The 26189-nt window shown below is 71.1% G+C and carries 27 protein-coding genes and 4 pseudogenes; 17 read left to right on the forward strand and 14 right to left on the reverse strand.

Going from position 1 to position 26189, the window contains the following annotated elements; translation table 11 throughout:
• From ABZY11_RS18760 to ABZY11_RS18785, 6 genes and pseudogenes are all read left to right on the forward strand, one after another.
• Positions 1 to 200: pseudogene (locus ABZY11_RS18760) on the forward strand (biotin--[acetyl-CoA-carboxylase] ligase); the annotation flags it as partial.
• A gap of 420 nt (positions 201 to 620) precedes the next feature.
• On the forward strand, positions 621 to 1793 hold the full coding sequence (locus tag ABZY11_RS18765) for an adenylate/guanylate cyclase domain-containing protein (protein ID WP_356480183.1): 1173 nt from the start codon (positions 621 to 623) through the stop codon (positions 1791 to 1793).
• 99 nt (positions 1794 to 1892) lie between these two features.
• Entirely contained in the window at positions 1893 to 2705 is an 813-nt protein-coding gene (locus tag ABZY11_RS18770) for an enoyl-CoA hydratase-related protein (RefSeq protein WP_356480184.1), read from the forward strand.
• 95 nt (positions 2706 to 2800) lie between these two features.
• Positions 2801 to 3964 carry a GGDEF domain-containing protein gene (locus ABZY11_RS18775; protein ID WP_356480185.1) on the forward strand — a complete coding sequence of 388 codons (1164 nt, stop codon included), beginning with the start codon at positions 2801 to 2803 and terminating at the stop codon, positions 3962 to 3964.
• A 151-nt stretch (positions 3965 to 4115) separates the two neighbouring features.
• The gene (gene hutH / locus ABZY11_RS18780; protein ID WP_356480186.1) at positions 4116 to 5675 is read left to right on the forward strand and encodes a histidine ammonia-lyase; all 1560 of its coding nucleotides are present in this window, start codon (positions 4116 to 4118) and stop codon (positions 5673 to 5675) included.
• 403 nt (positions 5676 to 6078) lie between these two features.
• On the forward strand, positions 6079 to 6900 hold the full coding sequence (locus ABZY11_RS18785; protein WP_356480187.1) for an isocitrate lyase/phosphoenolpyruvate mutase family protein: 822 nt from the start codon (positions 6079 to 6081) through the stop codon (positions 6898 to 6900).
• A gap of 7 nt (positions 6901 to 6907) precedes the next feature.
• Here the strand turns inward: ABZY11_RS18785 and ABZY11_RS18790 are convergent.
• From ABZY11_RS18790 to ABZY11_RS18800, 3 genes and pseudogenes are all read right to left on the reverse strand, one after another.
• Positions 6908 to 7054: pseudogene (locus ABZY11_RS18790) on the reverse strand (IS5/IS1182 family transposase); the annotation flags it as partial.
• Between the two features lies 1 nt (position 7055).
• Positions 7056 to 7286, reverse strand: a pseudogene (locus tag ABZY11_RS18795) (transposase); the annotation flags it as partial.
• A gap of 54 nt (positions 7287 to 7340) precedes the next feature.
• On the reverse strand, positions 7341 to 7631 hold the full coding sequence (locus ABZY11_RS18800) for a hypothetical protein (RefSeq protein ID WP_356480188.1): 291 nt from the start codon (positions 7629 to 7631) through the stop codon (positions 7341 to 7343).
• A gap of 108 nt (positions 7632 to 7739) precedes the next feature.
• Here ABZY11_RS18800 and ABZY11_RS18805 point away from each other — a divergent pair, with 108 nt between their 5' ends.
• Positions 7740 to 8123: a hypothetical protein gene (locus ABZY11_RS18805; protein ID WP_356480189.1), complete on the forward strand. Its 384-nt coding sequence runs from the start codon at positions 7740 to 7742 to the stop codon at positions 8121 to 8123.
• A 277-nt stretch (positions 8124 to 8400) separates the two neighbouring features.
• A complete protein-coding gene (locus tag ABZY11_RS18810) occupies positions 8401 to 9669 on the forward strand; it encodes an Ig-like domain-containing protein (RefSeq protein ID WP_356480190.1) in 1269 nt (422 codons plus the stop codon).
• Between the two features lie 230 nt (positions 9670 to 9899).
• Here ABZY11_RS18810 and ABZY11_RS18815 read toward each other — a convergent pair whose 3' ends face one another.
• Entirely contained in the window at positions 9900 to 10499 is a 600-nt protein-coding gene (locus ABZY11_RS18815; RefSeq protein ID WP_356480191.1) for an RDD family protein, read from the reverse strand.
• Between the two features lie 84 nt (positions 10500 to 10583).
• Here ABZY11_RS18815 and ABZY11_RS18820 point away from each other — a divergent pair, with 84 nt between their 5' ends.
• On the forward strand, positions 10584 to 11096 hold the full coding sequence (locus ABZY11_RS18820) for a hypothetical protein (RefSeq protein ID WP_356480192.1): 513 nt from the start codon (positions 10584 to 10586) through the stop codon (positions 11094 to 11096).
• A gap of 64 nt (positions 11097 to 11160) precedes the next feature.
• Here the strand turns inward: ABZY11_RS18820 and ABZY11_RS18825 are convergent, their stop codons facing one another.
• On the reverse strand, positions 11161 to 12708 hold the full coding sequence (locus tag ABZY11_RS18825) for a hypothetical protein (RefSeq protein ID WP_356480220.1): 1548 nt from the start codon (positions 12706 to 12708) through the stop codon (positions 11161 to 11163).
• Positions 12709 to 12982: 274 nt separating this feature from the next.
• Between ABZY11_RS18825 and ABZY11_RS18830 the strand changes: the two genes are divergently transcribed.
• Together ABZY11_RS18830 and gdhA are read left to right on the forward strand one after the other, a co-directional pair.
• Complete coding sequence (locus ABZY11_RS18830) at positions 12983 to 13153, forward strand: hypothetical protein (RefSeq protein WP_356480193.1); 171 nt, start codon at positions 12983 to 12985, stop codon at positions 13151 to 13153.
• Positions 13154 to 13363: 210 nt separating this feature from the next.
• Positions 13364 to 14743, forward strand: a complete 1380-nt coding sequence (gene gdhA / locus ABZY11_RS18835) for an NADP-specific glutamate dehydrogenase (RefSeq protein ID WP_356480221.1) — start codon at positions 13364 to 13366, stop codon at positions 14741 to 14743.
• A gap of 115 nt (positions 14744 to 14858) precedes the next feature.
• Here gdhA and ABZY11_RS18840 read toward each other — a convergent pair whose 3' ends face one another.
• The 3 genes from ABZY11_RS18840 to ABZY11_RS18850 form a co-directional block, all read right to left on the reverse strand.
• Complete coding sequence (locus ABZY11_RS18840; protein WP_356480194.1) at positions 14859 to 15302, reverse strand: peptidase inhibitor family I36 protein; 444 nt, start codon at positions 15300 to 15302, stop codon at positions 14859 to 14861.
• Between the two features lie 246 nt (positions 15303 to 15548).
• Positions 15549 to 16250 (reverse strand): peptide-methionine (S)-S-oxide reductase MsrA, encoded by a 702-nt coding sequence (gene msrA, locus ABZY11_RS18845; RefSeq protein ID WP_356480195.1) that lies wholly within the window; start codon positions 16248 to 16250, stop codon positions 15549 to 15551.
• Between the two features lie 68 nt (positions 16251 to 16318).
• Entirely contained in the window at positions 16319 to 17422 is a 1104-nt protein-coding gene (locus tag ABZY11_RS18850) for a hypothetical protein (RefSeq protein ID WP_356480196.1), read from the reverse strand.
• A gap of 68 nt (positions 17423 to 17490) precedes the next feature.
• On the opposite strand from ABZY11_RS18850, the gene ABZY11_RS18855 reads away from it, so the two are divergent.
• On the forward strand, positions 17491 to 18636 hold the full coding sequence (locus ABZY11_RS18855) for a cystathionine gamma-synthase (RefSeq protein ID WP_356480197.1): 1146 nt from the start codon (positions 17491 to 17493) through the stop codon (positions 18634 to 18636).
• Between the two features lie 58 nt (positions 18637 to 18694).
• Here the strand turns inward: ABZY11_RS18855 and ABZY11_RS18860 are convergent, their stop codons facing one another.
• From ABZY11_RS18860 to ABZY11_RS18875, 4 genes are all read right to left on the reverse strand, one after another.
• The gene (locus ABZY11_RS18860; RefSeq protein WP_356480198.1) at positions 18695 to 18886 is read right to left on the reverse strand and encodes a DUF1059 domain-containing protein; all 192 of its coding nucleotides are present in this window, start codon (positions 18884 to 18886) and stop codon (positions 18695 to 18697) included.
• 63 nt (positions 18887 to 18949) lie between these two features.
• Positions 18950 to 19198 (reverse strand): hypothetical protein, encoded by a 249-nt coding sequence (locus ABZY11_RS18865; protein WP_356480199.1) that lies wholly within the window; start codon positions 19196 to 19198, stop codon positions 18950 to 18952.
• A complete protein-coding gene (locus tag ABZY11_RS18870) occupies positions 19195 to 19689 on the reverse strand; it encodes a sigma factor-like helix-turn-helix DNA-binding protein (protein ID WP_356480200.1) in 495 nt (164 codons plus the stop codon). The genes ABZY11_RS18865 and ABZY11_RS18870 overlap by 4 nt, the downstream gene beginning before the upstream one ends.
• A gap of 85 nt (positions 19690 to 19774) precedes the next feature.
• Positions 19775 to 20305: a MarR family transcriptional regulator gene (locus tag ABZY11_RS18875; RefSeq protein ID WP_356480201.1), complete on the reverse strand. Its 531-nt coding sequence runs from the start codon at positions 20303 to 20305 to the stop codon at positions 19775 to 19777.
• 156 nt (positions 20306 to 20461) lie between these two features.
• Between ABZY11_RS18875 and ilvA the strand changes: the two genes are divergently transcribed.
• From ilvA to ABZY11_RS18890, 3 genes and pseudogenes are all read left to right on the forward strand, one after another.
• Positions 20462 to 21691 (forward strand): threonine ammonia-lyase, encoded by a 1230-nt coding sequence (gene ilvA, locus ABZY11_RS18880; RefSeq protein WP_356480202.1) that lies wholly within the window; start codon positions 20462 to 20464, stop codon positions 21689 to 21691.
• Positions 21692 to 21841: 150 nt separating this feature from the next.
• Positions 21842 to 22863 (forward strand): annotated as a pseudogene (locus tag ABZY11_RS18885) (ATP-binding cassette domain-containing protein).
• Positions 22860 to 23714, forward strand: a complete 855-nt coding sequence (locus ABZY11_RS18890; protein WP_356480203.1) for an ABC transporter permease — start codon at positions 22860 to 22862, stop codon at positions 23712 to 23714. Before ABZY11_RS18885 ends, ABZY11_RS18890 begins: the two are co-directional and overlap by 4 nt.
• Before the next feature lie 63 nt (positions 23715 to 23777).
• Here ABZY11_RS18890 and greA read toward each other — a convergent pair whose 3' ends face one another.
• Together greA and ABZY11_RS18900 are read right to left on the reverse strand one after the other, a co-directional pair.
• Positions 23778 to 24275 carry a transcription elongation factor GreA gene (gene greA, locus ABZY11_RS18895; protein ID WP_356480204.1) on the reverse strand — a complete coding sequence of 166 codons (498 nt, stop codon included), beginning with the start codon at positions 24273 to 24275 and terminating at the stop codon, positions 23778 to 23780.
• A 183-nt stretch (positions 24276 to 24458) separates the two neighbouring features.
• On the reverse strand, positions 24459 to 24875 hold the full coding sequence (locus tag ABZY11_RS18900) for a DUF4307 domain-containing protein (protein WP_356480205.1): 417 nt from the start codon (positions 24873 to 24875) through the stop codon (positions 24459 to 24461).
• A 97-nt stretch (positions 24876 to 24972) separates the two neighbouring features.
• Here ABZY11_RS18900 and mca point away from each other — a divergent pair, with 97 nt between their 5' ends.
• Both mca and ABZY11_RS18910 read left to right on the forward strand, forming a co-directional pair.
• Complete coding sequence (mca, locus tag ABZY11_RS18905) at positions 24973 to 25854, forward strand: mycothiol conjugate amidase Mca (RefSeq protein ID WP_356480206.1); 882 nt, start codon at positions 24973 to 24975, stop codon at positions 25852 to 25854.
• Position 25855: 1 nt separating this feature from the next.
• The gene (locus tag ABZY11_RS18910; RefSeq protein WP_356480207.1) at positions 25856 to 26098 is read left to right on the forward strand and encodes a hypothetical protein; all 243 of its coding nucleotides are present in this window, start codon (positions 25856 to 25858) and stop codon (positions 26096 to 26098) included.
• The last annotated feature ends 91 nt before the right edge of the window (positions 26099 to 26189 follow it).

Genomic DNA, 26189 nt, shown 5'->3' on the forward strand with positions numbered 1-26189 from the left:
AGGAGGCGTACGCGGCGGGCTGCGCGACGCTCGGCCGGACGGTACGGGCCCAGCTGCCCGGCGACCGCACGCTCACCGGCGAGGCCGTGGCGATCGACGGCGACGGCCGCCTGATCCTGTCCACCGACGACGGCCTCCAGGAACCGGTGTCGGCGGGCGACATCGTCCACCTGAGGGGCGTGGGGGGCGGCCTGGTCTGAGAACGGGCCGAGGGCTGCCGCGACGGGCACCGGTCCGCCGGGGCCGTCCGGCTGCCGTTTCGTCCTCAATCGTCGGACAGGCTGAAATCGCGTCGATCGAGGGGCCTGCGCGCGGGGACCACATGGCGTCTGCCGGTCGCTCGCCGGTGCCGGCCCTCCCGAGCCTTCCGCCCCACCGAACACGTACCCGGGGCATGAGACCGTGCCCTCCTGGAAACCACCCACCGGCCGAAACCACCCACGCCCCCGGCCCCCCAGGAACATTCCGGGAAAACTCAGAAACCACCCACGCCCCCGGCCCACCCAGGAACATTCCCGGAAGACTTAGGGGCGTGAGCCACGGCACACCTGCCGTATCGTTGAGGCGATCCACCGACAGATCGGCAGGGCAGTGCGCAGGGAACGGGCAGGAGGCGGCTGGTGACCGTCGACGACACGACCTCCGGTGCGGGCACACAGCCCCCGTCGGAACCCTCGGTCCACGCGACACCGCATCACGAAGTCGACCATACGGCGGAGCCGACCGACGACCCCCTCGCGATCAGGCTGGAACAGCTGATCCTGGGCGCCGACCGTCGCTACACGCCGTTCCAGGCGGCCCGTACCGCCGGTGTCTCGATGGATCTGGCCTCCCGGTTCTGGCGGGCCATGGGCTTCGCCGACATCGGGCAGGCCAAGGCGCTCACCGAGGCCGATGTGCTGGCGCTGCGCCGGCTCGCCGGTCTCGTCGAGGCGGGGCTGCTCAGCGAACCGATGGCGATCCAGGTGGCCCGGTCCACCGGGCAGACCACCGCCCGGCTGGCGGAGTGGCAGATCGATTCCTTCCTGGAGGGGCTGACCGAGCCGCCCGAGCCCGGAATGACCCGTACCGAGGTCACGTACCCGCTGGTCGAGCTGCTTCTTCCGGAGCTCCAGGAGTTCCTGGTCTACGTGTGGCGGCGCCAGCTGGCCGCCGCCACCGGACGGGTCGTGCAGGCCGCCGACGACGAGGAGATGGTCGACCGCCGGCTGGCCGTCGGCTTCGCCGACCTCGTCGGGTTCACCCGGCTGACCCGGCGGCTGGAGGAGGAGGAGCTCGGCGAACTGGTCGAGGCCTTCGAGACCACCTCGGCCGACCTGGTGGCCGCCCACGGCGGCCGCCTCATCAAGACCCTCGGCGACGAGGTCCTCTTCGCCGCCGACGACGCGGGCACCGCGGCCGAGATCTCGCTGCGCCTGATCGAGGCGATGACCCAGGACGAGATCATGCCGGCGCTGCGCGTGGGCATCGCGTTCGGCACCGTCACCACCCGGATGGGCGATGTCTTCGGTACGACGGTGAACCTCGCCAGCCGGCTGACGTCGATAGCGCCGAAGGACGCCGTGCTGGTGGACGGCGCGTTCGCGCAGGAGCTGATCCGTACCGGCGATGCCCCGGCCTCCGAGGCGCAGGCGGCGGAGGAGGCCGCGGTGGCCGAGAAGGAGCGCCGGGAAGGCATGGAGCCGGCCCCCGCGCCCAAGTACCGCTTCGGGCTGCAGCCGATGTGGCAGCGCCCGGTGCGCGGACTCGGCGTGGTGGAGCCCTGGCTGCTGGCCCGCCGCAGCACTTCCTGAACCCGTCCTTTCCGGCCGGTCCGGACTCACCCGGGACCGCTGTCCGGGCCGCGCCATAGGATCCCTCCGGTAACGATCGTTAACCGGAGGGGTGCAGTCATGACCGTCACGTCCGAGCAGCGGTTCGGGGAATTCGTCGTCGTACGGGTCCACGAGGGGCAGGAACACGTCGCCGAGCTGGTCCTCGACCGGCCCGAGGCGATGAACGCCGTGTCCACCGACATGGCCCGCTCGATCGCCGCCGCCTGCGCCGCGCTCGCCGCCGACTCCGGCGTACGGGTCACCGTCCTCACCTCCAGCCATGAGCGGGCCTTCTGCGTGGGCGCGGACCTGAAGGAGCGGAACTCCTTCACCGACGCCGATCTGCTGCGTCAGCGCCCCACCGCCCGGTCCGCGTACACCGGCGTGCTCGAACTGCCGATGCCGACGATCGCCGCCGTGCACGGCTTCGCGCTCGGTGGCGGTTTCGAGCTGGCGCTGTCCTGCGACCTGATCGTCGCCGACCGCACGGCCGTGGTCGGCCTGCCCGAGGTGTCGGTCGGCGTCATCCCGGGCGGCGGCGGTACGCAGTTGCTGCCGCGGCGGATCGGTGCGGCGCGCGCCGCCGAGCTGGTCTTCACGGCCCGGCGGGTGGCGGCGGCCGAGGCGCTCGACTGCGGACTGGTCGACGAACTGGTGGACGACGGGCAGGACCGTACCGCCGCGCTGGCGCTCGCCGGCCGGATCGCCGCCAACTCCCCGGTGGGGCTGCGGGCCGCCAAGCGGGCGCTGCGGCTGGGCCACGGCCTCGATCTCCGGGCCGGCCTCGAAGTCGAGGACGCCGCCTGGCGCTCGGTGGCCTTCTCCGGCGACCGGGCCGAGGGCGTGGCCGCGTTCAACGAGAAGCGGAAGCCGAACTGGCCCGGCGAGTGACGCGGTGTGACATTGCGTAACTGAATGGACACGAGGTGAACACGGCTGACGTCCCAAACGGATCAAATCACCGCAAAGCTACATAAGCTGTAGCGATGGGTGGTGATGATGCACGGCTGCGGGCCGTGGTTTCGCTTGCGCAGACGATGGCGGCGGCACACACCCCGCGGGGGTCGTGGCGAGCGGCTGCGCTGGGGGCGTGCGAGGCGCTGGGCGGCAGCTTCGCCGCGCTCTCCGTGTGGGAACGCGGGCGCGGCGAGTTGCGCGTGCTGGTGAACGCGGGCGAACGGGCCGAAGGGGAGGAGGAGTTCCCCGAGGCGGAGACATATCCGGTGCATCAGTTCCCGGAGATCACCGAGTTCCTGCACGAACGGTGGGCCGGGGGCGGTGAACCGGACGCCTGGGTCGAGACCGCCGACGGCTCGGTGGGGGCGGGCGACACTGCGGCGTTGCGGGAGTACGGGAGCGGGTACGGCCGCGAGCGGGTGGCCGCCCTGCGCCGGCGCGGGCGCGGCTGCTGCGTGGTCGCGCCGATCGTGCTGCACGGGCGGGCCTGGGGCGAGCTGTATGTGGCCCGCCCGGTGGGGGCGCCGGTGTTCGGGCGGGAGGACGCGAACTTCGCGACCGTGCTGGCCGCGGTCGTCGCCGCGGGGGTCTCCCAGGCCGAACGGCTCGAAGAGGTCCGCAAGCTCGCCTTCACCGATCCCCTCACGGGTCTGGCCAACCGCCGCGCCGTCGACGTGCGGCTCGACGAGGCGGTGGAGCGGCACCGGGCGGACGGGGCGGTGGTCAGCCTGGTCGTCTGCGACCTCAACGGGCTGAAGCAGGTCAACGACACCCAGGGCCACGCGGTCGGCGACCGCCTGCTGGAACGTTTCGGCTCGGTGCTGTCCCGCTGCGGTGCCATGCTGCCCGGCGCGCTCGCGGCCCGGCTCGGCGGTGATGAGTTCTGCCTGCTCGCGGTGGGCCCGGAGGCGGACGACGTGGTCCGGGTGGCCACCGAACTCTGCGAACGGGCAGCCGAGTTGGAGCAGGGCGACGGGGTGGCGTGCGGGATCGCGTCGACCGGCGATCCGATCGGCCCGGTGGTGTCGGCGCGGCGGCTGTTCCGGCTGGCGGACGCGGCCCAGTACCGGGCGAAGGCGGCCCGTTCGATGAAACCGGTGGTGGCGGGGCGCGACGATGAGGTGATCCGGCTGGCCGACTCGCCGCCCAGGTCCCCGCACGACCGCCGCCATCTGCGCGGCAGCCGCCCCTGAGGGCCGCACCGGCCGGTAGGAGGGGCACGCCGGCCGGTAGGAGGCCGCACCGGTCGGTAAGAAGGTCGCACCGGTCGGTAAGGGGTCAACCGTACGGCTGCTGATGACATGACTAGTGACATGAAGGGATTCAGTCCGTACGCTTCTGAATATGGATATGCACACAGTCGTGGTGGGGACGTCCGGTACCACCGCTCAGGACGTCATCGCCGTGGCCCGCGGCAACGCCCGCGTCGAGCTCTCCGAAGCCGCCGTCGGCGCGCTCGCCGCCGCCCGCGAGATCGTGGACGCGCTCGCCGCCAAGCCGGAGCCGGTCTACGGCGTCTCCACCGGATTCGGGGCGCTGGCCAGCCGGCACATCAGCCAGGATCTCCGCGCACAGCTCCAGCGCAACATCGTCCGCTCGCACGCCGCCGGCATGGGACCGCGCGTCGAGCGCGAGGTCGTCCGCGCGCTGATGTTCCTCCGGCTGAAGACGGTCGCCTCCGGGCGCACCGGCGTACGCCCCGAGGTCGCGCAGACCATGGCCGACGTCCTCAACGCGGGCATCACGCCCGTCGTCCACGAGTACGGCTCGCTCGGCTGCTCCGGCGACCTGGCCCCGCTCTCCCACTGCGCCCTGACGCTGATGGGCGAGGGCGACGCGGAGGGCCCCGACGGCACCGTGCGCCCCGCCGGTGAGCTGCTCGCCGCCCATGGCATCACCCCGGTCGAGCTGCGCGAGAAGGAGGGCCTCGCCCTCCTCAACGGCACCGACGGCATGCTCGGCATGCTCGTCATGGCTTTGGCCGACCTGAAGAACCTCTACACCTCCGCCGACATCACCGCCGCGCTCTCCCTGGAGGCGCTGCTCGGCACGGACAAGGTGCTCGCCCCGGAGCTGCACGCCATCCGCCCGCACCCGGGCCAGGGCGCCAGCGCCGACAACATGCTGCGGGTCCTCGCCGGCTCGGGCCTCACGGGGCGGCACGCCGAGATCACAGGCGACGCGCCCCGCGTGCAGGACGCCTACTCGGTGCGCTGTGCCCCGCAGGTCAACGGCGCGGGACGCGACACCCTCGACTACGCCGGGATCGTCGCGGGCCGCGAGCTGGCCTCCGCCGTCGACAACCCCGTCGTGCTGCCCGACGGCCGGGTCGAGTCCAACGGCAACTTCCACGGCGCCCCCGTCGCGTACGTGCTCGACTTCCTGGCGATCGTCGCGGCGGACCTCGGCTCCATCACCGAACGCCGCACCGACCGGCTGCTGGACAAGAACCGTTCGCATGGGCTGCCGCCGTTCCTCGCCGACGACGCCGGGGTGGACTCGGGCCTGATGATCGCCCAGTACACCCAGGCCGCCCTGGTCAGTGAGATGAAGCGGCTCGCCGTACCCGCCTCGGCCGACTCGATCCCGTCCTCCGCGATGCAGGAGGACCACGTCTCGATGGGCTGGTCGGCGGCGCGCAAGCTCCGTACCGCCGTCGACAACCTCGCCCGGATCGTCGCCGTCGAGCTGTACGCGGCGACCCGCGCCATCGAACTGCGCGCCGCCCAGGGCCTCACTCCCGCGCCCGCCTCGCAGGCCGCCATCGAGGCGCTGCGCGCGGCCGGGGTCCAGGGGCCGGGGCCGGACCGCTTCCTGTCGCCGGACCTGGCCGCGGCGGACGCGTTCGTGCGGGCGGGGAAGCTGGTCGCGGCGGTCGAGCCGGTGACCGGGCCGCTGGCCTAGGACTTGTCCGCGGGGTCCCGTCGTCCGCCCGGAGGACGGGACTCCGCGGCGGGAGTGCGTGCCAGGCGTCGCGGGGCGGGCGGGACTTCGCGGACCCGGCCGTCCGGCTCGGCGGGGTTCGTGCCCCGGCGGACGTCGCCGACGACGCGACCGGCGCCGCCACGGCGATGCGGCAGGCCGGTATCGACGCCCTGTGCGGTCACTTGCGGCAGTCCGATCCCGCCCCTGGAGATGACGCGCGTGGAGACCGCCTCGGCCTTCCGCGTGAGCAATGAGGTCGAGGTCCACGTCGTGGATGTGGACCTCGGGTCCGGTCATCCCACGGGCCTGGGTCCTGTCCGGCGGATCACGGCGCAGAGAAAATAGTGATCGTTGATCGGGCTCACGTGGTGAAATGCCGCTCATGGCAACACTTCTCGACAAGGCACAGTTGTTCCGCTCCTTGCACGTTCCCGGCGATCCGCTGATCCTGACCAACTCCTGGGACGCGGCCTCCGCCCGGGTGGTGGCGAACGTGGGTGCTTCCGCGATCGCTACTACCAGCGCCGGAGTCGCGTGGTCGCTGGGCCACGGCGACGGGGATCATCTGAGCCGCGACCAGGCACTGGGCGCGATCTCCCGGATCACGGCCGCTGTTGACGTGCCGGTCACCGCCGACATCGAACGCGGCTATGCGACCGATCCCGCCGGTGTGGGCGAGACCGTGCGCGGCGTCCTGGCGGCCGGAGCCGTGGGCATCAACCTTGAGGACACCCTTCGTCCCGTCGCCGAGCAGGTCGCACGGATCGCGGCGGCCCGCAGGGCCGCGGACGAGGCAGGCGTCCCGTTGTTCATCAACGCCCGCATCGACACGCACCGCCTGCCCCCTGGTGACCGCGTGGCATGGCTGGACGAGACACTCACCCGTGCCGGCGCCTACGCGGCGGCCGGTGCGGACGGCATCTTCGTCCTCGGCGCGCTGGACACCCCGACGGTCAGGACGCTCGCCGGATCCACCTCGCTGCCGCTGAACGTCCTGGCCGGCCCCGGCGCACCATCCGTGTCCGAGCTCGCCGGGGCGGGAGTCGCCCGCATCAGCGCGGGATCCTCCATCGCCGAGGCGGCCTACGGGCTGGTGCGACGAGCAGCCCGCGAACTGCTGACCCAGGGCACGACGGCCGCCCTTGAAGGCGGATACGACTACGCCACTCTCAATGCCTTGCTCCTGGCCGAACCGACGCGCTGAGGCGCGGTCAGGAGCGCGGCCGCAGTCGGGTCGTCGCGACGGTCACGGTGCCGTGGAAGACGTAGGCCCTCTTGTCGTAGCGGGTGGCGACGGCCCGGGAGTTCTTGAGCCGATTGATCGTGCGCTCGACCTCGTTGCGGCGTCTGTAGAGGCTTCTTCCTGCGGGCCCCGGCCGCGTGCTGATGGGCACGGCAGGACGTCGAGTCGACGCTGACCATGCTCCAGTCGACCTGGCCGGCCAGGTCGGCGTCCGCCTGGACGGCACGCGGGATCCGGTCCCAGGTACCGTCCGCCGACCAGCGCCGGTGCCGTTCAGGGACGGTCTTCCAGCTGCCGAATCACTCGGGAAGGTCCCGCCACGGTATGCCCGTTCGGACCCGGAACAGGTCCGGGACCAACGAGCCAACGACCTGACAGTCGCATGATCCGCTGGCCAGGGCCTAGGCAGACAGGGTGCCGGAGCGGCGTGCCGAGTGGGAGACGAATGCCGCGCCGATGCCCAGGAACGCCACCCCGCCGATCAGATACGGGGTGGTGTCGATCCCGGTCCCGGTGTCGGCCAGCCTCGGACCGGCCGCGGAGCCCTCGGCAGCGGTGGTGGTCGGTCCGCTCCGGGTGACTGGTGTGCCGGCCGGTTCGTCCGTCGCGTTGGCGGAGGGGACGAACCACAGGGCGGCCAGCAACGTGGCCGCGGCGGTGGCGGTCAGGAGCGGGCGGCGAGCGACGACCACGGAAACGATCCCCCTTGTCACAGCCGTGAGTTAGGCATGTGCGCCGATGCTAGTGAAAGCAGCGGGTCGCGGGAAAGCCGGGAGCGCGGGGAGCTTACGCTCCGGCACATGAGCACTTCTGAGACATCACGGTTTGTTCGGCTTCAGGTCGAAATGGTGCTGGAGATCACGGACCCCGCCGCCCTCAGCGGCACCGCACTGGAGTCGATCGCCGCCGAGTACGGAGAACCGGGCGGCGAGTCCGCCGAGGAACGCATGCATGCCGAAGCCGCCGTACGGGAGGACGGCGCGGAGGCCCTCGCCTCCCTCATCGACCCGTTCGACCTGGTCAGCGAGGTACCCGGGGTCGAGCTCGCCCAGGCGTCCTGGAGCAGCGAGACCGTCGACTACGACCCGGACAACCCGGACACCTGGGACCTCGACGACGAGGACGGGGACGAGGGTGACGAGGACGACGCCGAGAGCGGTGGCGACGTCCCGCACAATGGGTGAGGACGACGACGGTCACGTCGCCGCGAGCGACGCGACCGGCAGCTGGTGAACACCGGCCCCGGACCGCTTCGCACGCGGGCCGGGGCCGTGTCGTTCGCCGGTCGTCTTTTACGTGATCGGCGTCGGGAACCACCGCAACCGCGGACGCGTCGATGAGTGTTGTTCCCCACATCTTTCGCGGATGTGGAACGGAGGACCCTTTCCATGGGTTCTAGGACCATTGACGGGTTCCGCCGGTCGGCGGCTCCGCTCGGGGTTTTTTGGGGATTCGGCAACGATGGAGAAGCGTGTGATGACGGACAGCAAGCGGCGTAGGGGCCTGATGGCCGCGTCCGCACTGCTCGGCGGCGTTCTGGTGCTCACTGCCTGCAGCGACGGCGGGGACAAGAGCGGCAACGCCGAGAGCTCGAAGAAGTCGCAGGCGGCCGAGGTCGACAAGGCGGCAGCCCAGGACGCCTCGGAAGCGCAGATAGCGATCTCGCCGAAGAACGGCGCGACCAACGCGAGCATCAACAACGACGCCAAGGTCACCGTCGCCAAGGGCACGCTGTCCCAGGTCACCATGACCACGACAGCCGGAGCCACCGTCAAGGGCACGCTCTCCGCCGACGGCAAGAGCTGGAAGCCGGACGTCCAGCTGGAGCGCTCGACCACGTACAAGATCAGCGCGACGGCGAAGGACTCGAAGGGCCGCGAGGCGCACGAGAACTCCTCCTTCACCACCGTCTCGCCCGCCAACAGCTTCATCGGGAACTTCACCCCCGAGGACGGCTCCACGGTCGGCGTCGGCATGCCGGTCTCGATCAACTTCAACAAGGCGATCACGGACAAGAAGGCCGTCCAGGCCGGCATCACCGTGACGTCCAGCAGCGGCCAGCAGGTCGTCGGCCACTGGTTCAACTCGCAGCGTCTCGACCTGCGCCCCGAGAACTACTGGCAGGGCGGCTCCACCGTCACGCTGAAGCTGGCGCTGGACGGCGTCGAGGGCGCGGACGGCGTCTTCGGTGTGCAGCAGAAGACGGTCACCTTCAAGGTCGGCCGCAACCAGGTCTCGACGGTCGACGCCAACACGAAGATGATGACCGTCACCCGGGACGGCAAGACGATCAAGACCATCCCGATCTCTTCCGGCTCCTCCGAGAACCCCACGTACAACGGGCAGATGGTGATCTCCGAGAAGTTCAAGGAGACCCGGATGAACGGTGCGACGGTCGGCTTCACCGACGACGACGGCAAGGGCGAGTACGACATCAAGGACGTGCCGCACGCCATGCGGCTGTCCACCTCGGGCACCTTCATCCACGGCAACTACTGGGGCGCCCGGTCGATCTTCGGCAGCGCCAACACCAGCCACGGCTGCGTCGGCCTCGCCGATGTGAAGGGCGCGGGCGACGCCAACCAGCCCGGCGCCTGGTTCTACAACAACTCCATGGTCGGCGACGTGGTCATCGTCAAGAACTCCCCGGACCGGACCATCACCCCGGACAACGGCCTCAACGGCTGGAACATGAGCTGGGCGGAGTGGACGGCGGGCTCCCAGGCCTGACCCGACCCACGCGTCATCCCCCGGCGCCCGAATCCCGCACGGAGGCGGCGGCACCCGGATCCCCTCGGATCCGCGGTGCCGCCGCCTCCGGCGTTCGTATGTCTTCTCATCGCACTCTCGTCGCGGCCTCATCCCACCATCACGGAGAACGCGGCGGCCTGACCTGATACGGGAGTTGAAGCGGGCCGGGAGGGTGCCTGTGGGCACATTCCGGGCCTGCGGGCCCGGCCTCAGCGCTGGGCGGCCACGGTGGCGGTCCGGTGGACGGTGAGGTCGCTGTGGCGGACCTGGCGCAGGCCCAGCGGATCGGCGTGCGGTTCGCCGTTCCCGCCGTTCCGGAACGTGGTGCGGGGCAGGACGCCGGGGCCCGAGAGGAGCGAGCGCAGCCCGTACCAGGGTTGCAGCGGCAGTCGGCAGAGCCCGTACAGCCAGCGCCGCAGCAGCAGCCAGGGCCCCGGACGTCCGGCGTCGGGCAGTCTGACCACCCGGATCCCCATGATCAGCTTGCCCACGCCGGCCCCGGTGAGCGCGGTGAGGACCACATGGTTGAGGAAGGAGAACGCGAGCGTCGGACCGAGCAGCAGGCCGACCGCCTCGGTGATTTCGGCCGTGTCCACGTACGGCCGGACCAGTAAGCCGGCGGTGACCAGGCAGAGGTAGCAGTCGAGGCCGACGGCGAGACAGCGGCGCATGTCGCCCGCACGTGGTGGCACGCGTGCCGCGCGCGGCGCGGCCCGGTACCCGGGCGCGGGCGGCAGGGCCGGGCGGGCTGTCGGCGTAGGCGATCCGGAGCGGCTCGGGGTACGTCTCTTCCCCCGTGGAATTGTCATGACGGAATCATGTCTGATGAGCCGTCACCATGTGCCCGGGATCCGCACTCACGCCGCCTCGCGGCCCGCATTAGTCTCGCAGCCATGACCGCCGCCATCACCGCCATGATCACCGCAGTAGTCGGAGTGCTCGGCACCCTCCTCGCCCCGGTGTTCGTGCAACGGCTGACCGTACGCCAACGCGCCGAGGAGGGCCGACTGGCGGACGAGCGGCGGAAGTTCGAGGAGCGGCGCACCCAGTACACGGCCATGAACCGGGCCTCCCGGCAGTTCCACACACTCCTCAAGGACGCCCTGCACCGCATCCGCGACGGCGTCTACACGGAGCAGGAACGCACCCAGCTCGAAGAGGCCCGCCTCGACCACCGCGACCGCTACGCCGAGGCCCAGATGATCGTCCCCGAACGGATACTGCAGGCGTCCCGTGACCTCAACCGGGTGCTCGCCGCCGGTGACGCTGTCGTCAAACGCCTCGACCGGGGCAGGGCCCGCGACGGCGAGAACGTCGAACAGGCCCTGGAGGACCTGAAGGCGGCCGACCCCCGCCTCGACACGATGCGGGAGCTGATGCGTCAGGACCTCGGCGTCACGGACTGAGCCCCGGCGACACGGACCGAGCCCTGTGTCGCCGGCCGAGCCCCCGTCCGCCTCGCCCGCCCCGTCAGCAGGACCCGAACGGCCACAGCCGGTAGTGCGAGTCCAGCCGGTACTCCCCGGCCCGCTCCACCGTCAGCCGCGTCCACTCACCGTCCCGCCGCAGGCACCCGCCGCCGTCCGCCCGCAGCCACGGCGAGTAGGCGATCCGTACCGTCACCGACCCGGCGGCGGGCATCCTTACCACCAGGGAGGCGTCGTCCCCGCGTACGACGGCGCCCGGCGCGGAGACCAGCGGCACGGCCCCGCGCACCTGGTAGATCCGCCAATCCGCGTCCTGCCACACCGGTTCCAGCCAGTCGGCGCCGCGCCGGATGATCTCCGCCTCCGCCTCGGCGGGCCCGTCCGGCCTGCCGTCGTGCAGCACGACCAGGCCCACGCCCCACCGGTCCAGCCAGGCCCGGTACGTGGCCGGGGTCGGCTTCCCCTCGTAGAACAGCCGCCCGCGCTCCACATCGAGCTGCCGGTTCCAGCCGCGCGCCATGTTCACGTACGGGGCGAGCACCGTCGCCTCGCGGTGATTGCGGGCCGGTACGACCTCCACCCGCGTCCGCTCGGCACCGAGCCGGCGCAGCTCCGCGACCACGCCGTCGGTGCGCTCCGCCCACGCGGGCACGGAGCTGGAGACCCGCAGATCGTCATCGGTCTTGTCGACCAGCCAGCCCGTGTTGCACACCAGCATCCCGGCGAGCACCACGGCCCCCGCCCGCACCGGCGCGCCGCCCCGCGCCCACCGCGGCAGCACGGTCAGCAGCGCCGCCAGCAGCACGGGCGGACCGGCCACTCCCACCAGCCGCTCCACGTTCGTACCGATGGGCGAGGCGATCAGACAGGTCAGGACGACGCCCACCGCGTACACCGCGCCCGCGAACCGGACCACCCGCCAGCCCCCCTCGCGCGGCGCCGCGAGCCACAGCACCGCGCAGGCGGCCAACGGCATCCACAGCTTGCTCGTCGCCATCGGCTGCTCACCCGTGAACGGGAACACCAGCGTCGTCGCGGCCACCACCACGAACGGCGGCACGATGAGCACCGCCGCCCGCCGCCACTGCCGGTCCAGCCCGTACGCCGCGCCCACCACCACCAGGAACAGCCCCGCCACCGGACTCGCCGCCGTCGCCAGCGCCGCGCAGCCCGCCGCGATGCCCGTACGACGCAGTACGTACAGCAGCGCGACCAGCCCGATCGCGACGCCCAGCGCGAACGTCGTGCGCCCGGACGCGACATTGCACCAGAGCGTCAGCGAACCCAATACCGCGACCGGCCACCGCACCCCGCTCCGTACACAGAGCCGCCCCAGCGCCCACGACCCGCAGAGCCCGGCGGCGACGGTCACCGTCCGCACCCCGGACACCGCCATGAGCGGCGGCGTCAGCAGGCTGTAGTTGGCGGTGTGCATCCCTCCGTACCAGGAGAGGTTGTACGCGGACCCCGGATGCCGGGAGGCGAAGCCGGCCCAGGCGAGCTGCGCCGCCAGATCACCGCCGCCGGTGGCCAGCACCAGCGCCCACAGCAGGTACAACGGCACGACGACGAGCACCGCGACGCCCGGCAGCCACCACCGCGCCGGTTCCTCGGCCGCGCCGGTACCCGTCCGGCCGGGGCCGGTGTCGGCCCGCCCGTTTGCCCTGTCGTGCGTCCCCGTGCCCTCGGTGATCCCCACCCGGCAAACCCTAGGGTCTAGGTCTGTCCGGACCGGACCGCGGCCTCCGCTTGCCGGGGTCGTGGTGTACCTGGCTACACCACGGACCCGGGAGACCGGCCCCTCGTGACGACCGCCCCTTGACAGCACTATGGAGACATCACCCACCCGGCCACGGAGGAACCCCATGAAGGCACTGCTCTGGATCGTGTTCTGCGCGGCGATCGCCGCGAACGTCTCGCTCAATTTCCTGATGGAGGAGAGCGGTCTGCAGATCGCACTGAGCGTGACCGCCGGGGTGGCCGCCCTGGCATCCGGGGCGGGGTTGTGGATGCTGCGCCGCGAGGTGCGGGCGTAGCGCCGGCCCGGCATTGCGCGGGTCCCGTTGAATGAACTTCCGAAGCGACTGGGACAATACACATGCCACAACGGTTCTGTACGTCGCTTCCGTGAGCCGCAGAGCGTGCGATGTCTGGGCGACGCCCTCAATGGGGAGGGGGACCGCTGGCGCCCCCGGGACGGGGGCGTCTTCGCGCGCGATGCCCATCGACGGAAGGTCTTGACCCAGATGCAGGCCACCCCTGATTCCGTAACCCCGCACGCCACCGAGAGCCGCGTCATCGAGCCGCTGTACGCCGAGATCCTCCGGCGCAACCAGGGCGAGCAGGAATTCCACCAGGCGGTCCGGGAGGTCCTGGAGACCCTCGGCCCGGTCCTCGCGAAGCGGCCCGAGTTCGTGGACGCCAGGATCATCGAGCGCGTCTGCGAGCCCGAGCGCCAGCTCATCTTCCGGGTGCCGTGGTCGGACGACTCCGGCGACATCCATGTGAACCGCGGCTTCCGGGTCGAGTTCAGCAGCTCGCTCGGACCGTACAAGGGCGGGCTGCGCTTCCACCCCTCGGTCAACCTCGGCATCGTGAAGTTCCTCGGCTTCGAGCAGATCTTCAAGAACGCGCTCACCGGCATGCCCATCGGCGGCGGGAAGGGCGGCGCGGACTTCGACCCGAAGGGCCGCTCGGACGCCGAGATCATGCGGTTCTGCCAGTCGTTCATGACCGAACTCCACCGCCACCTGGGCGAGTACACCGATGTCCCCGCCGGTGACATCGGCGTCGGCGGCCGCGAGATCGGCTACCTGTTCGGCCAGTACAAGCGGATCACCAACCGCTACGAGTCCGGCGTACTCACCGGAAAGGGCCTCGGCTGGGGCGGCGCCCAGGCACGCACCGAGGCGACCGGCTACGGCTGCGTCCTGTTCACCGCCGAAATGCTCCGCAGTCGCGGCGAATCCCTAGACGGCCAGCGCATCGTCGTCTCGGGCTCGGGCAATGTCGCGATCTACGCGATCGAGAAGGCCCAGCAGCTCGGCGCGACCGTGGTGACCTGCTCCGACTCCAACGGCTACATCGTGGACGAGAAGGGCATCGACCTCGCCCTCCTCAAGGAGATCAAGGAGGCCGGCCGCGGCCGTGTCTCCGAGTACGCCGAACGCCGCGGCGAACACGTCAAGTACGTCCCCGGCACCGGCGTCTGGAACGTCCCCTGCGATGTGGCCCTGCCCTGCGCCACCCAGAACGAACTCCACGAGGCCGACGCCGTTGCCCTGGTGCGCCACGGCGTGAAGGCGGTCGCCGAGGGCGCCAACATGCCCACCACGCCGGAGGCCGTACGCGTCCTCCAGGAGGCGGGCGTCGCCTTCGCCCCCGGCAAGGCCGCCAACGCGGGCGGGGTGGCGACCAGCGCCCTGGAGATGCAGCAGAACGCCTCGCGCGACTCCTGGACCTTCTCCCACACCGAGGAGCGCCTCGCGGAGATCATGCGCCACATCCACGACTCCTGCTACACCACCGCGGAGCGCTACGGCAGCCCCGGCAACTACGTGGTCGGCGCCAACATCGCCGGCTTCGAACTGGTCGCGGACGCGATGCTGGCGCAGGGCCTGATCTGATCCGGCCCCCTCTCAAAGCCGTGGCCGCCTCCTGATCGCAGGAGACGGCCACGGCACCCGGGCCGCCTGTCGGTACGCCGCTGGTGCGCGGCCTCACCGACGGTGTGGACCGGTGCTACACCCAGTGGACCATGTCGACGGTGTCGTTCGTCTGCGGGGGCTCCTGGAGGAACTGGTGCGGGAACAGCAGGCGGATCGCTGCCTTGTCCATGTCGACGAGGAGGGCGAGGTGGTCGGTGTTGTTCACCCAGGAGGAGGCTTCGTTGGCAGCGGTGGGGCCGTTGACGCCGCCGCTCATGGGCAGGTCGCGCAGGTCGACGTGGTAGCCGGCGCCGATGCCGTAGGCCGGGCCCTGATTGCCGTAGTCGCGGTACAGGCACAGGGTGGCGGGCGGGCACGGCTCGCCGTCCAGGAGCTGGACCACGCCGGGCGGCAGGTGGCCGGCGGCGGAGTTGGCAGTGGCGGTGCCGGGGAGCAGCACGATGGCCGCGGCCGCGGTCGCGGCTGCCGCGGCGGCCACGCGGGCCAGGCGGTTGGGGCGCTGGAAGCTGGTCGTCATCTTCTTCTTCTCTCCAAGGGGCTGATCGCCTGGCCGTGCCGGGCGATCATGGAACGAACGGTTCGGCCCCCGGGCGTCCCGTACCGGTCCCGGGGTGGCCGGGAACTGTGGAAGCCGCGGGGGCGTCTCCATCTCGGGGAGAAGTTACTCTCTGTATGTGTATTGTGACTGAATGTGGTCGCGCTGGCGTGTCAGCTCTGCCGGATCGCGAAACCGGCGCTGCCTGCGGGCCGGTCCTCGGGTGAGTCAGCTGTCGGTCTCCGCGATTCCCGTGGGGCAGGAGCGGCCCCAGTTCGTCTCGGAGGGTGATTCCAGGGTTGCGCCCGTGCCGCCGATCCCGCAGTACCCCGCCGGGTTCTTGTCGAGGTACTGCTGGTGGTACCCCTCCGCGGGCCAGAACGTGCGGCCCTCCGCCGGGAGGATCTCCGTGGTGATCGTGGAGTGGCCGGCGGCCGTGAGGACCTTCTGGAACGCCTCGCGGGAGGCCGCCACGGCCGCCTCCTGCTCGGCGGAGTGGGTGTAGACCGCCGAGCGGTACTGCGTGCCCACGTCGTTGCCCTGGCGGAAGCCCTGGGTCGGGTCGTGGGACTCCCAGAACAGCTTCAGCAGCTCGGCGTACGAGACGGTCCGGGGGTCGAAGACGACGCGGACCGCCTCCGTGTGGCCGGTCAGGCCCGAACAGACCTCTTCGTACGCGGGGTTCTCCGTGTAACCGCCCTGGTAGCCGACGAGCGTCGTCCAGACGCCGTCCGTCTGCCAGAACTTGCGCTCGGCGCCCCAGAAGCAGCCCAGCGCGAAGTCCGCGACCTCCAGACCCTCCGGGTACGGGCCCAGCAGCGGGTTGCCGAGGACCGTGTGGCGGGACGGGACGCCGAACTCGGGGGTGGGGCGGCCCTTCAGGGCCTCCTCCGGGGTGGGGAGCTGCGGGGTGCGGCGTTGCAGGAACATGCGGGGCTCCTCCTGGGGTGGGTGTGCAGTGCTTACAACGCGGCGGGGGCGCCGCGGATTCCGCGCGGCTACTGCGGCAGCGTCGCCGGGCTGCCGCCGTTCGCCTCGTAGCCGGCCACCGCCAGCGCCCGGTAGACCGTGTACTCGGCGGCCGGGTCGGGGCCCTGCGTCCACGGCAGCGCGCCCACGTGGCCGTCGATGTGGACGAGCTGGTTCATCGCCTCCGACCAGCGCTCCATCCGGACCAGGAAGAGGACGAGCAGATGCCGCACGTGGGCGAGCATCGGGTCGTCCGGGCGGGCCGCGTGCACCGCGAACAGGGCGCCCTCGACCGCCTTGGTCACCACCGCGCTGCGGTAGAAGCCCTGCACCAGATTGACCTCGGGCAGATGCTCGTACACCGCGAAGAGCGGCAGCGCGGCCAGCAGCGAACCCTGCGGGGCGCGGGCCGCGGCCGCGGTGGCGAAGCGGTCGGCCTCCTCGCGCGAACCGTGCCACTTCTCGCACCAGTAGTGCAGCGCGGCGATGTGCGCGCCCATGTGGGCCGGGGCCCGGTCCAGCACCTTCGCCCAGAGCCGGTCGAACTCCTCGTGGGAGTAGCCGAGTCCGCGGGCCACGGCCAGCTCGGTGAGGTACGGCACGGGATCGCCCGGCGCCAGCAGCGCCGCCTCGCCGCAGACCGTACGGGCCTCCTCCAGGATGATCCGGAAGTCGTCCGTCCCCGCGGTCGACGACCGCCACGCCTGCTGCACCAGGAATTCGGCGTGCACCACCGCGCCGCCCGCGTCCTTCGGCGCCTGGGCCCGCCACGTGCGCAGCCACGCACCACCGGTACCGGGCTGCTGCGCCAGCTCCAGCGAGGCGGCCCCGGCGAACGCCTGCACCCGCTGCCACCGCACCTCGCCCTCCTTGGGCGTACCGGCCAGCAGCTGCGAGGCCGCCCGCCAGTCCTGGGAGCGCTGCACGACATCGAGCACGTCGAGGAGGTCCTGGTCCGGGCCCGGCAGCCGGATGTCCAGCTCCTCCTGACGCACGAAGCCGTAGGCGTCCGGGTCGGCGGCGTCCGGGGAACCCGGCGCGGCCAGGCGGATTCCGCCTCGGCGGCGCAGCACGAAGGGGCCGATGACCGCGGTGAGCATGCACAGTGCGATCAGGAACCAGAGAATCTCCATGCCCCCATTGTCACCGGACGGCCCGGTAGCCCGGTGGGCGCCCTCGCGACGAACTACGCTCGGGCCCCATGAGCGACCAGCACAGCTTCGAGACCCTCGCGATCCACGCGGGAAACACCGCCGATCCCCTCACCGGCGCCGTAGTTCCGCCCATCTACCAGGTGTCCACGTACAAGCAGGACGGTGTGGGCGGACTGCGCGGCGGCTACGAGTACAGCCGCAGCGCCAACCCGACCCGTACCGCCCTGGAGGAGAACCTCGCGGCCCTGGAGGGCGGCCGCCGCGGACTCGCCTTCGCCTCCGGCCTCGCCGCCGAGGACTGCCTGCTCCGTACACTGCTGACCCCCGGCGACCATGTGGTCATCCCGAACGACGCCTACGGCGGCACCTTCCGGCTGTTCGCGAAGGTCGTCTCGCGGTGGGGGGTGGAGTTCTCCGTCGCCGACACCTCGGACGTGGCGGCGGTACGGGCCGCGATCACCCCGCGCACCAAGGCGGTCTGGGTGGAGACCCCGTCCAACCCGCTGCTCGGCATCACCGACATCGCCGCGATCGCCGGGGTGGCCCGCGCCGCGGGTGCCCGCCTGGTCGTCGACAACACCTTCGCCAGCCCCTACCTCCAGCAGCCCCTGGCCCTGGGCGCCGATGTGGTGGTGCACTCCACCACGAAGTACATGGGCGGCCACTCCGACGTCGTCGGCGGCGCACTGATCGTCAACGACCCCGAACTGGCGGAGGAGTTGGCGTACCACCAGAACGCGATGGGCGCGGTCGCCGGGCCGTTCGACGCCTGGTTGGTGCTGCGCGGCATCAAGACCCTCGCCGTCCGCATGGACCGGCACAGCGAGAACGCCACCAAGGTCGCCGATCTGCTGACCCGGCACCCCAAGGTGACCCAGGTCCTCTACCCGGGGCTGCCCGAGCACCCGGGCCACGAGATCGCCGCCAAGCAGATGAAGGCGTTCGGCGGGATGGTGTCCTTCCGGGTCGCGGGCGGCGAGGAGGCCGCGGTCCAGGTCTGCAACCGGGCCCAGCTGTTCACCCTCGGTGAGTCGCTGGGCGGCGTCGAGTCGCTGGTGGAGCACCCGGGCCGCATGACGCACGCCTCGGCGGCGGGCTCCCCGCTGGAGGTGCCGGCCGACCTCGTCCGCGTCTCCGTCGGCATCGAGAACGCCGACGACCTGCTGGCCGACCTGACGCAGGCGCTCGGCTGAACCGAATGATCCGGGCGGGCCCGAAACACTCGGGTCCGCCCGGCCGTCCGCGGTGATGTCAGGCGTTGACCTTCTCGTCCTCCAGCATCGCCCGGATCTGTTCGCGCAGTTCCGGGCTGTCGGTGTGCTCATGGACGGAGACCGCGTGCTCCGTCGCGGCCCGGACGACTTCCTCTTCCTCACCCGAGATGGTGAGCGAGCAGTGCGACACGCTCGGATGCTTGCGGCAGTCAGCGATCTTCCTGGTCATAGCAGCCTCCTCGGCTGGTTCCCCGTGCCGCCCATTCCAGGATAGTTCGCCCGAAATCGCCGCTCACCAGCCCTCCAGCGGAGTCGTCTCGGAGGGCGGCACCTGCCAGGGATGCGTCGCCATCGCCCAGACCGTGAAGGCCACCACCGCGGCGCACGCCACCAGCAGCATCAGCCGCCGGACGAACAGCCGCCGGCGCAGCAGCCTGCCGCCGCGCTCCGCCGCCCGCCGCGCCAGGTCGGCGGGCACCTGCGGATGCGGACCGTCCAGCATGCGCCGGACCTCGTCCTCCCGGTCGCCGACGCGGCTCATCGCGCGACCCCCAGCGGCCCGGGTGTGCCCCACCGTGTCGTGGGTCGGCGGGTGCCGCGCATCGTGGCCACCGAGCGGTTGCAGATCGCCCGCACCCGCTCCACCGGCAGGCCGAGCAGCGCCGCGGCCTGCTCCTCCGCGACCCCCTCGTACAGCCGCAGTACGAGGACCAGGCGTTCCAGCGGGGTCAGCGCGTCCAGCAGCCCGCCGCGCGGCCGCTGGTGCCGCCAGACCTGGTGGGCGAACCGGACGGCGAGCTCGTGCCGGGTGCGGTCGTACGGGTCCTCGCCGCGCAGCCGTTCCCACTGGGCGTACGTGCTCGCCAGCGCGGCCGTGAGCAGCCGCTGGGCCCGGGGGTTGGCTCCCGGCGGCCGCATGGGCTCGGTGGTGAGCAGCGTGGCGGTGTGCAGCAAACGGCCGGCCGCGCCCGCGACGAAGGTCTCGAACTCCTGGGCGCGGCGCCGCTCCCGGCCCGTCTGGCGCTCTCGCACAGTCCACATCCGAGCCGTTGCGGGGCTCCTGGTCAAGAGGCGTGCAGCAGGTCGTCCGGGCCCGGCACGATCCGTGCGGCGGCGCTCAGCCGGCCGGCGGCGTCTGGTGCGAGGTCTGGCGGGCGGCCAGCGAGGTGTTGAACCGGGTGAGCAGCGTGCAGAACGTCTCGCGCTCCTCGGCCGTCCAGCCGTCCGTCACCTGGGTCATGAGCTCGCGCCGGGAGCTGCGGACCTCGTCCAGCCGCGCCTGGCCGCGCGGCGACAGCTGGAGCACGACGGCCCGGCCGTCCTCGGGGTGCGAGGTGCGCTTGACCAGTCCGGTGTCGACGAGCGGTGCGACCTGCCGGGTCACGGTCGAGGAGTCGATCCCCATGCCCGCGGCGAGCGCCTTGACGCCCATCGGGCCTTCCCGGTCCAGCCGGTTGAGCAGCAGATAGGCGGCCCGGTCCATGGAATTGCGCACCTGGCCGACACCGCCGAGGCGGGTCTGCTCGGCACGGCGGGCGAAGACCGCGACCTGGTGCTGCAGAGCGTCGAGGACGTGGTCGGAACCCGTGGGTTCGGGGGCGGCGCCCCCGGAAGGAGACGCAGCTGTCGTCATGTCCTGAGGGGGCATGGCCGGGGGCTCTCTTCGTGCGGTGTCGGATGGGTGGGGGACAGAGTACGCGGCCACGGGGCAACGCGTACCAGCGCTGCGCAAACCCGTGGACAACGGCCCAGGAGGGGACGGGACGCGGCGGTCGGCGCCCTGCCGAGCTGCAAGACTTACGGTATGAACTTCCGCGCGACCGGCCACTTTCCCCCGCTGATCCTCGACGACATCCGCGGAGCGCAGAAGATGCTCTCCGGCGTGGCCAGGATGACCGCGATGGAAGGCAGCCGCCACCTGACCGACCTCGTGGGCGCGCCGGTCCATTTCAAGTGCGAGAACCTGCAGCGGACCGGCTCGTTCAAATTGCGTGGTGCGTACGTACGGATCGCCGGTCTGTCCCCGGTGGAGCGGGCGGCCGGAGTCGTCGCCGCGAGCGCCGGAAACCATGCGCAGGGTGTCGCACTCGCGTCTGCGCTGCTCGGCGTACGGTCCACGGTTTTCATGCCGGTCGGGGCGCCGCTTCCGAAGGTGGCCGCCACCCGCCAGTACGGGGCCGAGGTCCGGCTGCACGGACATGTCGTCGACGAGACGCTGGCCGCGGCGCAGGAGTACGCGCAGGAGACCGGCGCGGTCTTCATCCACCCCTTCGACCACCCGGACATCATCGCCGGACAGGGCACGGTGGGCCTGGAGATCCTCGAACAGTGCCCCGAGGTGCGCACCATCGTCGTGGGGATCGGCGGCGGTGGTCTCGCGGCGGGCATCGCGGTGGCGGTCAAGGCGGTCCGGCCCGATGTGCGGATCGTCGGGGTGCAGGCGGCGGGTGCGGCCTGCTATCCGCCTTCGCTGGCCGCGGGCCATCCGGTGTCGATCGACTCGCCGAACACGATGGCGGACGGCATCAAGGTGGGGCGCCCCGGCGATGTGCCGTTCGAGCTGGTCAGGGAGTTGGTCGACGAGGTCCGTACGGTCTCCGAGGACGAGCTGTCCAGTGCGCTGCTGCTCTGTCTGGAGCGGGCGAAGCTGGTGGTGGAGCCGGCCGGTGCGAGCCCGGTCGCGGCGTTGCTGAGCGATCCGAAGTCGTTCCGCGGGCCGGTGGTCGCGCTCCTTTCGGGCGGCAATGTGGACCCGCTGCTGATGCAGCGCATCCTGACCCACGGCATGGTGGCGGCCGGCCGCTATCTGAGTCTGCGGCTGCGGCTGACCGACCGCCCCGGTGCGCTGGCCACGCTGCTGGGCGTGCTCTCGGTGGTCGACGCCAATGTGCTCGACATCGGTCATGTGCGGACCGATCCCCGGCTCGGGCTCACCGAGGTCGAGGTGGAGCTGCAACTGGAGACGAAGGGCCCGGAGCACTGCACGGAGGTCTCGGCGGCGTTGCGTGACGCGGGCTATCTGGTGATGAGCTGAGCCTTGCCAGTCGCGATGTATCGCGTTACGTTGCCGGTGTCGCCGGGGTGCCGCCGGGCGCGTTCGCCGCAGGCGTTCGCCGGGCGCGGAAAGACCGTCAAACCTAGGATCTGTTGAGGAACTCACCCGAACGCACTGGGGGAATCCCGTATGCCAGGCGCGATCCATGCCGAAGGTCTGGTGAAGACCTTCGGCGATGTACGAGCACTCGGCGGTGTCGATCTCGATGTGCCGGAAGGCACCGTCCTCGGACTTCTCGGCCCCAACGGCGCAGGCAAGACGACCGCCGTGCGCGTCCTGACCACCCTGCTCAGGCCCGACAGCGGCAGGGCCGTCGTCGCGGGCATCGACGTACTGAAGAAACCCGACGAGGTGCGCAGGTCGATCGGCCTCTCCGGCCAGTTCGCCGCGGTCGACGAGTATCTGACCGGCCGTGAGAACCTCCGGATGGTCGGCCGGCTCTACCAGATGACCGCACGGGACGCGAAGGCCAGGGCGGGGGAGCTGCTGGAACGGTTCAACCTCGCCGACGCGGCCGACCGCACGGCCAAGACGTACTCCGGGGCATGCGCCGCCGCCTCGACCTCGCGGCGGCGCTCGTCGTCTCCCCGCCGGTCATGTTCATGGACGAGCCGACCACCGGCCTCGACCCGCGCAACCGGCAGCAGCTCTGGGAGGTCATCGAGGAACTCGTCGCGGGCGGCACGACGCTGCTGCTCACCACGCAGTACCTGGAGGAGGCCGACCATCTCGCCCACGAGATCTGCGTGATCGACCACGGCCTGGTCATCGCCCGCGGCACCTCCGACGAGCTCAAGGCCCGCACCGGCGGCGAACGCGTCGAGGTCGTGGTGCACCAGCGCGACCAGATCGAACCGGCCCGCGCCGTGCTCGCCCACCTCGGCAAGGGCGAGGTCGCCGTCGTCGAGCACATGCGCAAACTGACCGTCCCGGTCCTCGGCGGGGCCAAGCTGCTGGCCGAGGTCATCCGAGACCTCGACGCCCGCGGCGTGGAGATCGACGACATCGGCCTGCGCCGCCCCACCCTCGACGACGTCTTCCTCTCACTGACCGGACACGCGGCCGGGCCGCAGAACGGCGACGGGAACGGCGACGCGACCGGGGCCGGCCCGGCCGGCGGTGCCCTGGCGGGGACGGAGGCGGTCAAGTGAGCGCGGTATCCGGCACGGCCCTGACGCCGGCCGCCCCCAGGGCGGGAGGCGGGATCGGGCAGTCGATGCGCGACTCGCTCGTCATCGCCCGCCGCAACCTCATCCGCATGGCCCGGATCCCCGAGATGATCATCTTCGGGCTCATCCAGCCGATCATGTTCGTCGTGCTGTTCAGCTACGTCTTCGGCGGCTCGATGATGATCGGCGGCTCCACCAGCCCCGTCGAGTACCGGAACTTCCTGATGGCGGGCATCTTCGCGCAGACCGTCACCTTCGCCACCGCCGGTGCCGGCGCGGGCATCGCCGACGACATGCACAAGGGCCTCATCGACCGGTTCCGCTCGCTGCCCATGGCGCGCGGCGCGGTCCTCACCGGCCGTACGCTCGCCGACCTCGTCCAGACGACGCTGACCCTGCTGGTCCTCGCCGTCGTCGCCCTGCTGGTCGGCTGGCGCACCCACGAGAACATCGGCAAGGTGCTCGGCGGCTTCGCGCTGCTGCTCCTGCTGGGGTACGCCTTCTCCTGGATCGGAGCGCTGATCGGCCTCTCGGTCCGTACCCCCGAGGCGGCCACCTCCGGCGGGCTGATCTGGCTCTTCCCGGTCACGTTCATCTCGAACGCCTTCGTGCCCACCGAGAACATGGCGGGCTGGCTCCAGCCGGTCGCCGAATGGAATCCGTTCAGCGCCACCGTCCAGGCGTGCCGGGTGCTCTTCGGCAACCCGGGCGTGTCGCCGTCGGACGCCTGGCCGATGGTGCACCCGGTCTGGGCGTCGCTGATCTGGTCGCTGCTGATCCTGGTGGTCTTCCGCACCCTGGCGGTGCGCAAGTACCGACAGGCGGCGGTCTGAGCGGGGCCGCACATGCGAGGAGCCCCCGGCGGACCGGGGGCTCCTCGCATGTGCGGTGCGGGATCAGCCGGTGTACGGCTTCGCCGCGAGGATCTTCACGGTCGCCGTCTTGCCGTTCGGCAGCTCGTACTCGGCGTCGTCGCCCATCCGCTTGCCGTTCACGCCGGTGCCGAGCGGCGACTGCGGGGAGTACGTCTCGATGTCCGAGCTGGCGTACTCACGTGAGGCGAGCAGGAAGGTCAACGTGTCGTCCGGGTCGCCGTCGAAGGCGATCGTCACGACCATGCCGGGCTCGACCACGCCGTCGTCGGCCGGCGATTCGCCGACCTTCGCGTGCTCCAGGAGCTGGGTGAGCTGGCGCACCCGGAGCTCCATCTTGCCCTGCTCCTCCTTGGCCGCGTGGTACCCGCCGTTCTCGCGCAGGTCGCCCTCCTCACGGGCCGCCGCGATCTTTACGGCGATCTCCGTGCGCGCGGGACCAGACAGGTACTCCAGCTCGGCCTTGAGCTGGTCGTACGCCTCCTGCGTGAGCCAGGTGACGTTTTCGCTGGTCTGGGTCACAGGGTGCTCCTCGTCGGTACTGGGAATACAAAGCATCGCCCTACCCGTAAGCATGTGCTTCCACGGGTGGGCGAAACCACGAGCCTAACAATTCCCCAGGAAAAGGGGGAGAAGGTAAATCACCAGGATCGCGTATGCGCAGGTCGGGCCCGGTAGCGGTGGTTCAGGGCCGGCGTGCGCCGGTCAATGCGACGCCCCGTCGTCGACGGTGCAGCCCAGCAGCTCGACACTGGTGGCCCTGGCCGTCGTACGCAGCGTCAGGATGCGGTCGATCCGGTCGGTGCGCTCGTCGAAGCGGAAGTCCTTGCGGGCCACGTCCCTGCCGTCCGCGTGCTGCGCGCGCAGGGTGCAGTAGCCCTTGGCGTCCTTGTCCTTGCGCACTTCGAGGTGGAGGTCGACCCGCTCGTCCGAGACGACCTGGCGCTTGATCACCTCGGCGCTGATGCCCTGGCCGGCGACGTAGTCGTAACCGATCCAGCCGACCACACCGAGGAGCACGACGCCCAGCGCCGAGCCGATGATCTTGAGCTTGCGGTCCGCGCGTTGGTCCGCGGAGCGGCCGTAGCGGTTCTCAGGAGGCGCTTCGCGCACCGCAGTCATGATCGTTCCTCCCGTGCCGGGGATCGAGGAATTTTCCACCCCCCGGTTCGGTCACTATAGAAGCCTGCCCATGTGCCGAATCACTGAGGATCGAGTCTTGACCGAGCAGCTGCGACTGATGGCCGTCCACGCCCACCCCGACGACGAGTCGAGCAAGGGCGCGGCCACGATGGCCAAGTATGTGTCCGAGGGGGTGGACGTGCTGGTCGTGACCTGCACGGGAGGCGAGCGCGGCTCCATCCTCAACCCCAAGCTCCAGGGCGACCCGTACATCGAGGAGAACATCCACGAGGTGCGCAAGAAGGAGATGGACGAGGCCCGGGAGATCCTGGGTGTCGAGCAGGAGTGGCTCGGCTTCGTCGACTCCGGTCTGCCCGAGGGCGACCCGCTGCCGCCGCTGCCCGAGGGCTGCTTCGCGCTGGAGGACGAGGAGAAGGCCGCGGGCCGTCTCGTCCGCAGCATTCGCGCGTTCCGGCCGCAGGTCGTCACGACGTACGACGAGAACGGCGGGTACCCGCACCCCGACCACATCATGACCCACAAGATCACGATGATCGCCTTCGACGGTGCGGCGGACGCCGAGCAGTTCCCCGAGTCGGAGTTCGGCCCGGCCTGGCAGCCGCAGAAGCTCTACTACAACCAGGGCTTCAACCGGCCGCGCACGGTGGCGCTGCACGAGGCGCTGCTGGCCCGCGGCCTGGAGTCGCCGTACGGCGAGTGGCTGAAGCGCTGGAAGGAGTTCGAGCGCGACGAACGTACGCTGACCACGCACGTTCCGTGTGCGGACTTCTTCGAGATCCGGGACAAGGCGCTGATCGCGCACGCCACCCAGATCGATCCGGACGGCGGCTGGTTCCGCGTCCCGATGGACATCCAGAAGGAGGTCTGGCCGACCGAGGAGTACGAGCTGGCGAAGTCTCTCGTCGATACCTCCCTCCCCGAGAGCGACCTCTTCGCGGGCATCCGCGACAATGCCTGATATGTACGCGACCCAGGCACTGACCGACCTCGTTCCGCTTGCCGAAGAGCTCGACAAGAACAAGGTGACCCCAGGCGTTCTCGGCTTCATCGTCTTCGCGGTGCTCGCCGTGGGCGTGTGGCAGCTGATGAAGTCCATGAACCGGCACATGGGCAAGGTCGACTTCGAGGAGGCCCCGGACCCGGATGCGGTGGCGGTGACGGCCGACGCCACCGCCGGGGCGGGCTCCGCGAAGCGGAAGTAGGCGGCGGCCCCGGGGGGTCCCGGAGCCGCCGCGGCAGCGGGGCGGGGCCGGGGGCGCCCCGCCCGGCCCCCCCGTGGGGCACACGACCCGC

It is taken from the genome of Streptomyces sp. NPDC006510 (genome assembly GCF_040611955.1).
In the GTDB taxonomy this organism is placed as follows: domain Bacteria; phylum Actinomycetota; class Actinomycetes; order Streptomycetales; family Streptomycetaceae; genus Streptomyces.

What these genes read in the sequence shown, in the direction of transcription:
- ABZY11_RS18875 (WP_356480201.1), bottom strand. Translation starts at nt 20,305, where the DNA reads ATGCCCCCTCAGGACATGACGACAGCTGCGTCTCCTTCCGGGGGCGCC.
- ABZY11_RS18840 (WP_356480194.1), bottom strand. Translation starts at nt 15,302, where the DNA reads ATGACGACCAGCTTCCAGCGCCCCAACCGCCTGGCCCGCGTGGCCGCC.
- ABZY11_RS18830 (WP_356480193.1), top strand. Translation starts at nt 12,983, where the DNA reads ATGAAGGCACTGCTCTGGATCGTGTTCTGCGCGGCGATCGCCGCGAAC.
- ABZY11_RS18770 (WP_356480184.1), top strand. Translation starts at nt 1,893, where the DNA reads ATGACCGTCACGTCCGAGCAGCGGTTCGGGGAATTCGTCGTCGTACGG.
- ABZY11_RS18805 (WP_356480189.1), top strand. Translation starts at nt 7,740, where the DNA reads ATGAGCACTTCTGAGACATCACGGTTTGTTCGGCTTCAGGTCGAAATG.
- ABZY11_RS18785 (WP_356480187.1), top strand. Translation starts at nt 6,079, where the DNA reads ATGGCAACACTTCTCGACAAGGCACAGTTGTTCCGCTCCTTGCACGTT.
- msrA (WP_356480195.1), bottom strand. Translation starts at nt 16,250, where the DNA reads ATGTTCCTGCAACGCCGCACCCCGCAGCTCCCCACCCCGGAGGAGGCC.
- ABZY11_RS18810 (WP_356480190.1), top strand. Translation starts at nt 8,401, where the DNA reads ATGGAGAAGCGTGTGATGACGGACAGCAAGCGGCGTAGGGGCCTGATG.
- ABZY11_RS18860 (WP_356480198.1), bottom strand. Translation starts at nt 18,886, where the DNA reads ATGACCAGGAAGATCGCTGACTGCCGCAAGCATCCGAGCGTGTCGCAC.
- ABZY11_RS18820 (WP_356480192.1), top strand. Translation starts at nt 10,584, where the DNA reads ATGACCGCCGCCATCACCGCCATGATCACCGCAGTAGTCGGAGTGCTC.
- ABZY11_RS18850 (WP_356480196.1), bottom strand. Translation starts at nt 17,422, where the DNA reads ATGGAGATTCTCTGGTTCCTGATCGCACTGTGCATGCTCACCGCGGTC.
- gdhA (WP_356480221.1), top strand. Translation starts at nt 13,364, where the DNA reads ATGCAGGCCACCCCTGATTCCGTAACCCCGCACGCCACCGAGAGCCGC.
- ABZY11_RS18815 (WP_356480191.1), bottom strand. Translation starts at nt 10,499, where the DNA reads ATGACAATTCCACGGGGGAAGAGACGTACCCCGAGCCGCTCCGGATCG.
- hutH (WP_356480186.1), top strand. Translation starts at nt 4,116, where the DNA reads ATGGATATGCACACAGTCGTGGTGGGGACGTCCGGTACCACCGCTCAG.
- ABZY11_RS18900 (WP_356480205.1), bottom strand. Translation starts at nt 24,875, where the DNA reads ATGACTGCGGTGCGCGAAGCGCCTCCTGAGAACCGCTACGGCCGCTCC.
- ABZY11_RS18775 (WP_356480185.1), top strand. Translation starts at nt 2,801, where the DNA reads ATGGGTGGTGATGATGCACGGCTGCGGGCCGTGGTTTCGCTTGCGCAG.
- ABZY11_RS18865 (WP_356480199.1), bottom strand. Translation starts at nt 19,198, where the DNA reads ATGAGCCGCGTCGGCGACCGGGAGGACGAGGTCCGGCGCATGCTGGAC.
- ilvA (WP_356480202.1), top strand. Translation starts at nt 20,462, where the DNA reads ATGAACTTCCGCGCGACCGGCCACTTTCCCCCGCTGATCCTCGACGAC.
- ABZY11_RS18910 (WP_356480207.1), top strand. Translation starts at nt 25,856, where the DNA reads ATGTACGCGACCCAGGCACTGACCGACCTCGTTCCGCTTGCCGAAGAG.
- ABZY11_RS18855 (WP_356480197.1), top strand. Translation starts at nt 17,491, where the DNA reads ATGAGCGACCAGCACAGCTTCGAGACCCTCGCGATCCACGCGGGAAAC.